The 11,943-nt window shown below is 67.0% G+C and carries 11 protein-coding genes; 6 read left to right on the forward strand and 5 right to left on the reverse strand.

Translation table 11 applies throughout. The annotated features are described in order from the left end of the window. Positions 1 to 74 precede the first annotated feature (74 nt). Together LGM42_RS05240 and LGM42_RS05245 are read left to right on the forward strand one after the other, a co-directional pair. Complete coding sequence (locus LGM42_RS05240) at positions 75 to 1,466, forward strand: sigma 54-interacting transcriptional regulator (RefSeq protein ID WP_059575720.1); 1,392 nt, start codon at positions 75 to 77, stop codon at positions 1,464 to 1,466. A 54-nt stretch (positions 1,467 to 1,520) separates the two neighbouring features. Further along, complete coding sequence (locus tag LGM42_RS05245) at positions 1,521 to 2,228, forward strand: DUF2968 domain-containing protein (RefSeq protein ID WP_059575718.1); 708 nt, start codon at positions 1,521 to 1,523, stop codon at positions 2,226 to 2,228. Positions 2,229 to 2,309: 81 nt separating this feature from the next. Here LGM42_RS05245 and hfq read toward each other — a convergent pair whose 3' ends face one another. Next, positions 2,310 to 2,876 carry an RNA chaperone Hfq gene (hfq, locus tag LGM42_RS05250; RefSeq protein WP_012492570.1) on the reverse strand — a complete coding sequence of 189 codons (567 nt, stop codon included), beginning with the start codon at positions 2,874 to 2,876 and terminating at the stop codon, positions 2,310 to 2,312. 295 nt (positions 2,877 to 3,171) lie between these two features. Between hfq and LGM42_RS05255 the strand changes: the two genes are divergently transcribed. Further along, entirely contained in the window at positions 3,172 to 3,453 is a 282-nt protein-coding gene (locus LGM42_RS05255) for a hypothetical protein (RefSeq protein ID WP_060318762.1), read from the forward strand. Between the two features lie 26 nt (positions 3,454 to 3,479). On the opposite strand, the gene LGM42_RS05260 is transcribed toward LGM42_RS05255, so the two are convergent. The 4 genes from LGM42_RS05260 to LGM42_RS05275 form a co-directional block, all read right to left on the reverse strand. Further along, positions 3,480 to 4,397 carry a DUF1571 domain-containing protein gene (locus LGM42_RS05260; protein ID WP_226231729.1) on the reverse strand — a complete coding sequence of 306 codons (918 nt, stop codon included), beginning with the start codon at positions 4,395 to 4,397 and terminating at the stop codon, positions 3,480 to 3,482. Between the two features lie 29 nt (positions 4,398 to 4,426). Next, positions 4,427 to 6,181 carry an AMP-binding protein gene (locus LGM42_RS05265; protein ID WP_059638784.1) on the reverse strand — a complete coding sequence of 585 codons (1,755 nt, stop codon included), beginning with the start codon at positions 6,179 to 6,181 and terminating at the stop codon, positions 4,427 to 4,429. Positions 6,182 to 6,338: 157 nt separating this feature from the next. Beyond that, a complete protein-coding gene (locus LGM42_RS05270) occupies positions 6,339 to 7,163 on the reverse strand; it encodes a TetR/AcrR family transcriptional regulator (RefSeq protein WP_059575710.1) in 825 nt (274 codons plus the stop codon). A 216-nt stretch (positions 7,164 to 7,379) separates the two neighbouring features. Next, entirely contained in the window at positions 7,380 to 8,600 is a 1,221-nt protein-coding gene (locus tag LGM42_RS05275) for an MFS transporter (RefSeq protein WP_060318309.1), read from the reverse strand. 280 nt (positions 8,601 to 8,880) lie between these two features. Between LGM42_RS05275 and LGM42_RS05280 the strand changes: the two genes are divergently transcribed. From LGM42_RS05280 to LGM42_RS05290, 3 genes are all read left to right on the forward strand, one after another. Beyond that, complete coding sequence (locus tag LGM42_RS05280) at positions 8,881 to 9,423, forward strand: GNAT family N-acetyltransferase (RefSeq protein ID WP_060010065.1); 543 nt, start codon at positions 8,881 to 8,883, stop codon at positions 9,421 to 9,423. Between the two features lie 125 nt (positions 9,424 to 9,548). Continuing rightward, a complete protein-coding gene (locus LGM42_RS05285) occupies positions 9,549 to 10,175 on the forward strand; it encodes a ParB-like protein (RefSeq protein ID WP_060318311.1) in 627 nt (208 codons plus the stop codon). Between the two features lie 17 nt (positions 10,176 to 10,192). Beyond that, on the forward strand, positions 10,193 to 11,923 hold the full coding sequence (locus tag LGM42_RS05290; RefSeq protein WP_226231730.1) for a SulP family inorganic anion transporter: 1,731 nt from the start codon (positions 10,193 to 10,195) through the stop codon (positions 11,921 to 11,923). The last annotated feature ends 20 nt before the right edge of the window (positions 11,924 to 11,943 follow it).

Consider the following 11,943-nt stretch of genomic DNA (forward strand, 5'->3'; position numbering starts at 1 on the left):
TGGCCGCCGCCAGCATCCGGCTACTGGTCCGCCACGCCACGCAACCCGTCAATTACTGAAGCCGCACCCGAAACATGAGAACCACGCCCGCAATCGAAGAGCTCGACCTGTACGTCTGGGAAGGCAAGGCGGACATCGTCGACCGTGTCGCCCGATGCATGGCGAGCTTCGACGTCGAAGTGATCCGTGCCGACAACGCGACGGTCTCGCCCGAGCGCGCCGCGTTGCGGCGGTCGCTGGCGATCATCAGCGTGACGATGATCGAAGGCGGCGCGGCATTCCTGCGCGACTGGCAGGCCAATATCGGCATGCCGGTCGTCTGGGTCGGCGCGGCGCGCGACCACGACGCGTCGCAGTATCCGCCCGAGTATTCGCACATCCTGCCGCTCGACTTCACGTGCGCCGAACTGCGCGGCATGATCGGCAAGCTCGTCACGCAACTGCGCGCGCACGCGGCCGAAACGTTGCAGCCGTCGGAACTCGTCGCGCACTCCGAATCGATGCAGGCGCTGCTGCACGAAGTCGATACGTTCGCCGACTGCGACACCAACGTGCTGCTGCACGGCGAAACCGGCGTCGGCAAGGAGCGCATCGCGCAACTGCTGCACGAAAAGCATTCACGCTACCGGCACGGCGAATTCGTGCCGGTGAACTGCGGCGCGATTCCCGACGGCCTGTTCGAATCGCTGTTCTTCGGCCATGCGAAAGGGTCGTTCACGGGCGCGGTTGTTGCGCATAAAGGCTATTTCGAGCAGGCGGCCGGCGGCACGCTGTTCCTCGACGAAGTCGGCGATCTGCCGCTGTACCAGCAGGTCAAGCTGCTGCGCGTGCTCGAGGACGGCGCGGTGCTGCGGGTCGGCGCGACGGCGCCGGTCAAGGTCGATTTCCGTCTGGTCGCGGCGAGCAACAAGAAACTGCCGCAGCTCGTGAAGGATGGGCTGTTCCGCGCCGATCTGTACTACCGGCTCGCGGTGATCGAGCTGAGCATTCCGTCGCTGGAGGAGCGTGGTGCAGTGGACAAGATCGCGCTGTTCAAGTCGTTCGTCGCGCAGGTCGTGGGCGCGGAGCGGCTCGCCGAATTGTCCGATCTGCCGTACTGGCTCACGGATTCGGTCGCGGACAGCTACTTCCCCGGCAACGTGCGCGAACTGCGCAACCTCGCCGAGCGCGTCGGCGTGACGGTGCGGCAGACGGGCGGCTGGGATGCCGCGCGGCTGCAGCGGCTGATCGCGCACGCACGCAGTTCGGCCCAGCCGGTGCCGGCGGAGAGCGCGGCCGAGGTGTTCGTCGATCGCAGCAAGTGGGACATGAACGAGCGCAATCGCGTGATCGCGGCGCTCGACGCAAACGGTTGGCGGCGTCAGGACACGGCCCAGCAGCTCGGCATCAGCCGCAAGGTGTTGTGGGAAAAAATGCGCAAATACCAGATCTTCGACGAAGAGCCCGAGACCCGCGAAAGCGAGTAATTAATGAGATAAAATCGCGGTGAATTACAACGACTCGGGCGGGAATAAAACTTCATGAGCCATATGACGGGGTTGGGGCGGGTGAGCATGGTGCTCGCGATGGTGGGAGGCATGCACGGCGCGTTCGCGCAAGGGCTGGCAGGCAGCGATTCGTCGGCGGTGCAGCCGGCGTCGGCGCCGGTGGCCGCGATTCCGGTGATCGACTCGCAGGCTCAGACGTCGGTGCAGCCGCAGGCCGGCGAGACGACTGGGCCGAGCACGGTCGACGACTTGCAGCGGCAGATCCAGGCGCATTCGCTGACGGAAATGCGCACGAGCTACAACGGCAGCTACGGCGCGAGCCTGCTGTTCAACGTCAAGGACGGTGCGTACTTCGTCGCGTTGTTCCAGCAGAAGGCGTTCTGGCGCGTGATCAAGACTTACGACGAAACGCGGGCGGAAGCGATCTATCGCGATTTCTCGCGCCAGGCCGAGCGGCTGGCCGTCGACGAACTGCGGGCGGCGAAGCTGGAATCGCAGAAGGCGCAGATGGACAAGCAGATCGAAGTCGCGCAGAACCGCGCGCGGCGCCTGCAGGCGGACATCTCGATCGCCCGCCAGCAGCAGGCGGCGGTGGCGGATCGCCAGAAGAGCGTGCGGAGCGAAACGGCGGCGCTGCAGGCGCAACAGGCCCAGCTCCAGTCGCAACTGCGGGCGTTGCAGCAGCAGGTGCGTTCGCTGCAGCGCGAGGCCAACGCGGGCCTGCCGACGACGGCACGCTGAACGCGGTAGCGGCGGTGCGGCGACGTGCCGCGCCGGTCGTACAAGTGAAAAGGGCAAGCCGGTTGGCTTGCCCTTTTTGTTTTACTGACCGTCCGGCACGATTCGCCGGCGGCGCGTCACGATGACCGGCCCGTTGCCGCCGCGGGAATCCGACGGTGCGGCGTTGCCGGATGCGTCGCCGGTATCGCGCGGCGCGCCGTAGCTTTCGCGCGGTTCACGCGGCGCGCCATAGCCTTCGCGCGGCTCACGCGAGCCGTAACCCTCGCGCGGTTCGCGCGAACCGTAGCCTTCACGCGGCTCGCGGGAGCCGTAGCCGCCGTCGCCGCGCGATTCGCGCGGGCCGCCGTGCGAGCCGTACGGGCTGTGACCGCCGCCTTCACGGCCGCCGGGGCGACCGCCGGTGCGCGGGCCGCGGGGGCCGCCGCCCGGGCGCGAGCCGCCCGTGTCGAGCTGGATCGTGGAAATCGCACGCTTGTAGATGCCTTGCAGACCCACGGGGGTGCGCAGCATCACCAGATACTGGTCGAACGACTCGATACACCCCGTCAGACGAATGCCGTTGACGAGATAGATTTCAACACGCTTACGTTCCTTGCGCGCCGAATTGATGAAGTCGTTTTGCGGATGGGATTCTGCGGGATTGGCCATTGAGGTGCGGCAGGAGCCTGCGTCAGAGAATATGTTGTGCGTGTGTGTGGCGTGTTCGTCCACATGGTGTTTGGCGGAATTCTACCTTGTTCGATAGGGAAGCGCGCAGTCGTGATTGTGTCGAACCGTAACCCACTATAGACGTTCCCGCGCATTTTCGCGATTCGGCCGAACGGCGAAAGCCGTTCGGTTACGTCGCGTTACGACTCTCGCCGCCCCGTATCACCTTGGCGCGCACACCGCGCTTACATTGGTCGCGCGAGCCGGGCGGGCCGGCTTATCAGGGATGCGGAGCATGAACAAGAGGCAAGTGGCAGGGATGATCGGGAGCATGGCGTTGCTCGTTTCGGGCAGTGCAATGGCGGGCCATGTGGACCTGTCGGTCGGCATCGGCGTACCGGTCGCGCCGGTCTATGTCGAGCCGGCGCCGGTCTATGTGGCGCCACAACCCGCCGTCGTCGCCTATCCGGGCTACGGGTACGGCTATGACGGCGATGACGACGACGATCGCTACCGCAAGTGGCGCAAGCACTACTACAAGCACCGGCATCGGCACCACGACGACGATGACGACTGAGCCCGAAACCGGCTGGCCAGCGCGCGTCAGAACGCGTAGTCCGGGTTTTTCGGGTCGAATGCGGTGTCGTCGAGCGGCGCCGGCGCGATTTTCTCGATGACGATCCGCTCGAAGATTCTGCCGTCGTTGTCATAGGACTCGACGGTCCGGAAATAGGGTGCGTGCAGATCGAGCCCGAGCACTTCCTTTTTCGCATAGAACTGCGGCCGGCCGGTCGGCGTTTCGTAGGTGAGCGCGACGACGCGCACGCCGCCGATCGTCCTGGCTTCGACATCCGTCGGGCGCTGCACGCCGGCTTCCAGGTATTTCTTCCCTTCGGCCAGGTACAGGTTCGCGATGAATTCGGTGCCGAGGTCCTTCACCTGATGATTCGACTGGGCGCGCGCCAGCGCGCCGTCGATCGCCGTCCATAGCGGAATCTTGCCGAGCAGGCCGCCGAGGTGGCCATACATCTCGTCCTTGCGCTGGGTCGTATCGTAGATCGTCTCCTGTCCGGCATGCGCGCCGCCCGGCAGCCATTTCGCATACACGCGCAGCGGTTCGCGGGTCGTCTTCACGAGCATGCGGTCGGGCGTGTCGGACCATTTTCCGGCGATGCGCTCCTGGCGCACCATCGTGAACTGGTAGGACGGATAGCCGTTCGGGCCGTTGCGGATGTAAAGCGGCACGGCGAGCGGGTCCAGCGCCTTGAAGAGCGCCGTGAGCGTCGCGTCGTCGAGTTGCGCGAGCGTGCCGCGCTGGGCCGCCGCGCGCAGCCAGCGCGCCTGTTGCGCGAGCGGCTCGTGCGTGACCTTCGCGAGGTCTGCCGGCAGCGCGACTTCCTGTGCCGCGCTCGCGGCGCCTGCCGTCTCCTGTGCGTGCAGTCCTGCCTGTGCGAGCGACAGCGTGCCCGCGATGGCCGCCGCGGCGGCATGCCGCGCGCGGCGTTTCATTCCTTCGTTCATCGACGGCGTCTCCCGGAGCGATGGATCGTTCAGCTCTGCTTCGCGGCATTGAGTTTGGCGAGTTCCTCGTCGCGCAGCGCGCGACGCAGGATCTTGCCGACGTTCGTCTGCGGCAGTGCGTCGCGGAACTCGACGAATTTCGGCATCTTGTAGCCGGTCAGGTTCTTGCGGCAGTGGGCGAGCACGTCCTCGGTCGTCAGCGACGGGTCGCGGCGCACGACGAACACCTTGATCCGCTCGCCCTGTACCGCGTCCGGAATGCCGATCGCCGCGGCCTCGCTGATGCCGGGATGCATCACGAGCACTTCCTCGATCTCGTTCGGATACACGTTGAAGCCCGACACGAGGATCATGTCCTTCTTGCGGTCGATCAGGCGGATGAAGCCGCGCTCGTCCATCACGCCGATGTCGCCGGTGGCGAGCCAGCCGTCGGCATCCAGCACCTTGGCCGTCTCGTCGGGGCGCTGCCAGTAGCCGCGCATCACCTGCGGACCGTGCACGCACAGCTCGCCGGGCTCGCCGATGGCGGCCCAGGTGCCGTCCTCGCGGCGAAAGCGCACGAGGGTCGACGGCGCGGGCAGGCCGATGGAACCGCTGAACGCGGCCATGTCGTTCAGGTCCACGGGGTTCATCGTGACGATCGGCGAGCATTCGGTGAGGCCGTAGCCTTCGACCACCGGCCGGCCCGTCACTTGCTGGAAGCGCTCCGCGACCGCGCGCTGCATCGCCATCCCGCCCGCCATCGCGAGTTTGAGCTTCGAGAAGTCGCGCTTGCGGAATTCCTCGTTGTCGAGGAACGCGTTGTACAGCGTGTTGATGCCGGTGATTCCCGTGAACGTCTCGTGGCGGATGATCTTCATCACCATCTTCATGTCGCGCGGGTTCGCGATCAGGATGTTGCGTCCGCCGAGCCCCATGAAGATGAACGCGTTCACCGTCAGCGAATAGATGTGATAGAGCGGCAGCGGCGTGAGAACGGTTTCGATCTCGCCCGACACCTGGTCGGCGATCCAGGCCTTCGCCTGCAGCAGGTTCGCGATCAGGTTGCCGTGCGTGAGCATCGCGCCTTTCGCGACGCCGGTCGTGCCGCCCGTGTACTGCAGGAACGCGAGATCGTCGCGCGTGGTCGGCACCGGCTGCGGCTTGCCGCGCGCGCCGAGCGCGAGGGCGGAGCGCAGCCGGATCGCCTGCGGCAGGTGGTAGGCCGGCACGAGCTTCTTCACGTGCTTCAGCACGAAGTTGATCAGGCGTCCTTTCGCGTTGAAGCCGTCGGCGAGCAGGTCGCCGAGCGCGGTGACGACGATGTGCTTCACCTGCGTTTCGGGCAGCGCGTCCTGCAGCGTGCGCGCGAAGTTCTCGAACACGACGATCGTCTGCGCACCGCTGTCCTTCAACTGGTGCGCGAGCTCGCGCACGGTATAGAGCGGATTCACGTTGACGACGATCGCGCCGGCCTTCAGCGCGCCGAACAGCGCGACCGGATACTGGAACGTGTTCGGCAGCATGATCGCGACGCGGTCGCCGGGCTTCACGCCGAGGCTTTGCAGATACGACGCGAATGCGTCGACCTTCCGCGCGAGCGTGCGGTAGGTCATCGACGCGCCGGCGCTCACGTAGGCGACGCGCTCGGCGAAGCGGGTCGTGCATTCGTCGAAGAACTGCACGAGCGACGCGTATTGCGTGACGTCGATCTCGTGCGGGACGCCGGGCGGGTACGACGCGTACCAGATGCCGTCGGTGTTCGGCGGAAGCTGGGCCGAGGTGGGTGCTGCGGAAGATGACATGACGTGTCTCCGGTCTTGGCTCTCGGCGAGGGCCGCGCGTCGGCGCGTGCCCATGCCCCGTGCTTCGCGGCCGGCCGGCGCGGGCGTCTCGACGCCGCGCCTGACCGCGCGTATCAATCAAATCGTGAACAGGCGGCCGCGCGTTGGCCTCGCGCGCTCAGTTCGTGGAATGCAGCGTGGCCGTCTCGGCGGTCGTCGCCGCGCACGACTGCGGCAGCCCGAACGCTTCGCTTGCGCCCGCGTCGTCGAGCACGGCCGCGAAGATCGACAGTTGCGCGCTGTCGGGCATCGGGGCTTTCAGCGCGGCGACGATCAGCGACGACAGCCGCGCGATCATCTGCACGTCGTTCATCGTGCGGCCTTGCGAGAATTCGTCGATCAGGCTTTCTGTTTCGGCGCCCGCGAGCGCGCCGGACAGCGCGCCGATCGCGAAGTGCAGCCGCCAGCCGAGCTCGGTGCGCGGCAGGTGCGGCAGCGCGCGCTGGAAGGCGTCGAAGAAGCGGCCCGCGACGCTCGCGTAGTGCGCGGTCAGGAAGTTGCGCACGAACGGCGAAGGGTCGGTGTATGCGCGGCCGATCAGCCGCAGGAACCCGGGCCCGCCGCGTTCGGGATTGCGCGACGCCTTCAGCGCCGGAATGAACATCGCGCCGAGCACGTGCTCGCAGGTGATGTGCGCACCGAGCTGCGCGTCGAAGCGGTCGAGGATGCCGAGGCGTTCCTGGTTCAACTGATCGAGCCGGCGCGACAGCATCGCGTGGATCAGCGCTTCCTTGCTGCCGAAGTGGTAGTTGACCGCGGCGAGATTGACCGCCGCGCGCGACGTGATCTGCCGCATCGACATCGCCTCGAAGCCATGTTCGATGAACAGGTCCTCGGCCGCATCGAGAATGCGGGCCTTCGTCCCGCCGGTCTGCCGCGTGCCGGATGACCGTGCCCCGGACGGCCGTCCCGAAGATGGCCGCCCCTCCTGACTTACTGCCATGTTCCGCCTCCCATGCCGGTTTCCCGGCCGCGAACAGGTGATTTTGATTGTTCGATTCAAACAGTCGTTTTTATTAAGATAAAAAAACGCGGGTGGAGGGGGCAAGCGCGGAATCTGGACCAATTCCTCTAGTTCGATGTGCAGGTGCGGAAAGCGCGGCATCCGCTCGCGGCCGGGCGGGGCGCGAGCGATGATGCGGTGCCGCAACATGCGGGTTCACGCGACCGTGCTACGCGTATTGACCGATTGCGTCATGTCGATGCCGCGCCGTTCGCGGCTGAACAGGATCAGCACCGCGATCGCGACGGCGACGATGCCGGCCACGAGCGCGAGCGCGAAGCCGTAATTGTTGTCGTTCGATACGGCGAGCGACGCCTGCATCGTCGCGTTGCCCGACGCGAGCAGGTTGCCGAGCTGGTAGACGACGCCGGGGAAGGTCGCGCGGATTTCGTCGGGCGAGATCTCGTTCAGGTGAACCGGTATCACGCCCCACGCGCCCTGTACCGAGATCTGCATCAGGAACGCGCCGGCGGCGAGCGCGATCGCGCCGCTCGAGAACGCCCACAGCGGCAGCACGGGCAGCGCGATCAGCGCGGCGATGAAGATCGCGCGACGCCGGCCGATCCGCTCCGAGATCGCGCCGAACGCCAGGCCGCCGACGATCGCGCCGACGTTCAGCACGATCGTGATCCACGACACGGTATGCGGATCGAAGTGATGCTGTTCGCGCAGGAAGGTCGGATAGAGATCCTGCGTGCCGTGCGAGAAGAAGTTGAATGCGGTCATCAGCACGATCGCGTAGAGCGTGAGTTTCCAGTTCTGCTTCAGCGTGGCGCCGAGGCTCGGGCGCGCTCGCTTCTCCATCTGTTTCCACGCCGGCGATTCGGGCACGTGCGCACGCACGTACAGCACGAGCAGCGCGGGCAGCACGCCGACCATGAACATCCCGCGCCAGCCGATGTATTGGTAGAACAGGCCGAACACGACCGACGCGAGCAGATAGCCGCTCGGATAGCCGGCCTGCAGCAGCCCGGACACGACGCCGCGCGCGTGGGTCGGCACGGTTTCCATCGTCAGCGCGGAGCCGACGCCCCATTCGCCGCCCATCGCGATGCCGAACAGCGCGCGCAGCACGAGCAGCGCGGTCAGGCTCGGCGCGAAGCCCGACGCAAGCTCGAGCAGCGAATAGCACGCGATGTTGACCATCAGCGTCGGGCGGCGACCGAAGCGATCGGCGAGCCGGCCGAAGATCAGCGCGCCGAGCGGGCGCATCGCGAGCGTGAGCGTGAGCGCGAACGCGACGGCGGGGATCGTCGACGCGAATTCAGCGGCAATGTCCTTCAGCACGAAAACCATCAGGAAAAAATCGAACGCATCGAGCGTCCAGCCCAGGTAGGCGGCGATCGTGACGTTGCGTTGCTCGCGGGTCCAGCTCATGTCCGGGGTCTCCTCGTTGGCTTGCGCGCTCGCGACAGGCATGCGGATGCCGGCCCGCTCGCGCGCGGTGCGGGCGCACTGATCGAGTGTAGGCTTGCGCGCCGCGCGACGTGGGGCGCGATACGCCCGAATCGGGAATAATCCCTACGAAATGCACTGTTTCGGAAACGGAAACGGCACCGCGCGAGGCACGCGACAGGTGCCTGTATCATTCCGGAAGGCTTTTTGTATCAGTTCTGTAATGCATTCGATGCGCATCGTCACCGAATCAGGAGTCCGGATGAACGACCATTCCGCCGCCCCGTTGCCCGCGCTCGAAACCGCGAGGCTGTGGCTGCGTCCACGTGTGCTGGCCGATCTCGATGCATGCCTCGAGATGGATCGCGATCCCGAGGTCACGCGGCATATCGCGGGCCCGTGGCACGACCCCGTCGAGCATCGCCGCTTCGTCACGCACCGGATCACGCGCGATTATCCGCCGGGCCTCGGTTACTGGTCGATCTTCGAGAAGGCCGCGCCCGAGGTGTTCGTCGGCTGGATCCTGCTGATTCCCGACTACAAGGACGGCTCGCGCGACGTCGAGATCGGCTGGCGGCTCGTGCGGGCGACGTGGGGGCGCGGCATCGCGAGCGAAGCCGCGGCGGCCGTCGTGCGGCACGCGTTCGATACCTTGCGCCTGCCGCGCGTGATCGCCGATATCGCGGAGGCCAACGGCGGCTCGCTGAACGTGGCGCGCAAGCTCGGCATGCGGCGTGTGAGCGTCGTGCACGATGGCATTCCTTACATTCGTCATCGCCTCGAACGCGACGATTTGCGCGCGTAGCGCGGCGTCGCGCACGTGGCGGATGTCGGAGATCGTCAACCGGATGCGTATCGCGGTCGTGACGGATTAACGGCGCGCGCGATCAGGCGTATCGTTGCGGGAATTTCGCAACATGGGGTACGACCATGGCACTCGGCAACGACGTACATCTCATTCCCGTCAGGCTCGACGCGCTGCGTCCGACCCAGATGACGGTCGGCTATCGCGAAGTCAAGGCGAAGCGCAAGCACTGGAAGGCGCTGAACAGGCGCGCCCGCAAGGCGGCGATCGACTCGCACTGGTTCCCGGCCGTGCTCGGCCCGGACGGGCTGCACTACATCACCGATCATCATCATCTCGGCCTCGCGCTGATCGAGGAGGGCGAGGCGCGCGTGAACGCGATGCTGCTGAAGGATCTGTCGTGGCTCGACGACACGATCTTCTGGCGGATGATGGAACACAACCAGTGGGTGCATCCGTTCGGCCCGGACGGTTCGCGGCGCGATTATGCGCATTTGCCGAAGGCGCTGACGGGCCTCGAGGACGATCCGTACCGCAGCCTCGCCGGCGAGTTGCGCACGGCGGGCGGCTATGCGAAGGACGCGACGCCGTTCAGCGAGTTCCTGTGGGCCGACTATCTGCGCCAGCACGTGTCGCTCGACCAGATCCGCAAGAACTTCTCGAAGGCGCTCGATGTCGCGCTGCAGCGCGCGCACGAGCAGGATGCGCGCTATCTGCCCGGCTGGTCGGGCGTGATTGCCGTCAAGCCCTGACCAGCCCACGCCGCCTCATGACGACCGCCCCGATCCGCCCCGACGCCGGCCCGCAGCATCCCGACCATTTCGCGACGCTCGACGGGCCGCCCGCGCCGCGCGCGCGTCGCGTCGGCCTCGATGCGCTGGCCGGCCTGTCGATTGCCGGCCTGCTGATTCCCGAGGCGGTCGCGTATGCGGGGCTCGCCAACCTGCCGCCGCAGGCCGGCCTGATCGCGCTGCTGTCGGGGCTCGTCGTCTATGCGTTGACGGGCAGCAGCCGTTTCGCGATCGTGTCATCCACATCGTCGTCGGCCGCGGTGCTCGCCGCGACCGTGCTCGCCGAATCCGGGATGGCGCTCGCCGCGCAGCTCGCGCTCGCGGCCGCGCTCGTCGCGATGACGGGCGTGCTGTTCATCCTGGCCGGTGTCGCGCGGCTCGGCGGCATGTCGGATTTCGTCGCGCGCCCCGTGCTGCGCGGCTTCACGTTCGGTCTCGCGCTGACGATCGTCATCAAGCAGCTGCCGAAGATTCTCGCGATTTCCGTGCAGCACGGCGACGCGCCGCACGTCGCGCTCGACCTGCTCGCCGGCGCGCCGCACGCGAATCTCGCGAGCGTCGTGCTCGGCGCTGCCGCGCTCGCGCTGCTATTCGTGCTCGGCCGTGGCTCGCGCGTGCCCGCGACGCTCGTCGTGATCGTGCTGTCGATCGCGGCGGGCTACGTGATCGACTGGCAGCGGTACGGAATCGCGACCGTCGGCCATATCGACTTCCGGCATCTCGCATTCGGCTTGCCGCATCTCGACCGCAATGCATGGATGCAGACGGTCGAGCTCGCCTTCGCGCTGATGCTGATCCTGTATGCGGAGTCGTACGGATCGATCCGCAACTTCGCGCTGAAGCACGGCGATACCGTGTCGCCGAACCGCGACCTCGTTGCGCTCGGCTGTGCGAACCTCGTGTCGGGCCTGCTGCACGGGATGCCGGTCGGCGCCGGCTATTCGGCGACGTCGGCGAACGAGGCGGCCGGTGCGCAGTCGCGCGTGGCCGGCCTGTGGGCGGCCGGCGTGGTCGCGCTGATCGTCTGGCTGCTGCTGCCGCAACTCGCGCGCACGCCCGAGCCCGTGCTCGCGGCGATCGTGATCTTCGCGGTCAGCCATTCGCTGCATCCGTCGGTGTTCCGGCCGTACTGGGCCTGGCATCGCGACCGGCTCGTCGTGATCGCGGCGCTGCTCGCGGTGCTCGTGCTCGGCGTGCTGCACGGGCTGCTCGCCGCCATCGGCGTGAGCCTGCTGCTGACGCTGCGCAAGCTGTCGGAGCCGAACGTCAGCGTGCTCGGCCGGCTGCGCGACAGCCACGATTTCGTCGACGTCGCGAGCCATGCCGACGCGAAGCCGGTGCCAGGCGTGCTGATCGTGCGGCCCGAGGCGCAACTGTTCTTCGCGAACGCGGACCGGATGCTCAATCGCGTGCGGGCGCTGATGAAGGCCGCGCCGGACACGCATACCGTGATGTTGAGTCTCGAGGAAACGCCGGATGTCGACGGCACGACGATCGAATCGCTGCGCACGTTCGCGGCCGAATGCGCGTCGCGCGGGCTGTGGCTCGCGCTCGTGCGGCTCAAGGTGCACGCGCTGCATGCGCTGCGCCGCGCGGCCGACGGTACGCTGCACGACGACGCGATGTCGGAACTGAGCGTCGACGAGAGCTTGCAATTGCTGCAGGCCGGCAGGCCGCCGAACGGCAGCGACGGCACGGGCGCCGCGTGACGGCGCCGCGCGTCGGCGCC

It is taken from the genome of Burkholderia sp. AU39826, from assembly GCF_020419965.1.
Lineage (GTDB): Bacteria > Pseudomonadota > Gammaproteobacteria > Burkholderiales > Burkholderiaceae > Burkholderia > Burkholderia semiarida.

Coding starts and splice junctions, on each gene's coding strand:
- hfq (WP_012492570.1), bottom strand. CDS start 2,876: ATGGCCAATCCCGCAGAATCCCATCCGCAAAACGACTTCATCAATTCG.
- LGM42_RS05270 (WP_059575710.1), bottom strand. CDS start 7,163: ATGGCAGTAAGTCAGGAGGGGCGGCCATCTTCGGGACGGCCGTCCGGG.
- LGM42_RS05290 (WP_226231730.1), top strand. CDS start 10,193: ATGACGACCGCCCCGATCCGCCCCGACGCCGGCCCGCAGCATCCCGAC.
- LGM42_RS05255 (WP_060318762.1), top strand. CDS start 3,172: ATGAACAAGAGGCAAGTGGCAGGGATGATCGGGAGCATGGCGTTGCTC.
- LGM42_RS05245 (WP_059575718.1), top strand. CDS start 1,521: ATGAGCCATATGACGGGGTTGGGGCGGGTGAGCATGGTGCTCGCGATG.
- LGM42_RS05260 (WP_226231729.1), bottom strand. CDS start 4,397: ATGAACGAAGGAATGAAACGCCGCGCGCGGCATGCCGCCGCGGCGGCC.
- LGM42_RS05240 (WP_059575720.1), top strand. CDS start 75: ATGAGAACCACGCCCGCAATCGAAGAGCTCGACCTGTACGTCTGGGAA.
- LGM42_RS05285 (WP_060318311.1), top strand. CDS start 9,549: ATGGCACTCGGCAACGACGTACATCTCATTCCCGTCAGGCTCGACGCG.
- LGM42_RS05280 (WP_060010065.1), top strand. CDS start 8,881: ATGAACGACCATTCCGCCGCCCCGTTGCCCGCGCTCGAAACCGCGAGG.
- LGM42_RS05265 (WP_059638784.1), bottom strand. CDS start 6,181: ATGTCATCTTCCGCAGCACCCACCTCGGCCCAGCTTCCGCCGAACACC.
- LGM42_RS05275 (WP_060318309.1), bottom strand. CDS start 8,600: ATGAGCTGGACCCGCGAGCAACGCAACGTCACGATCGCCGCCTACCTG.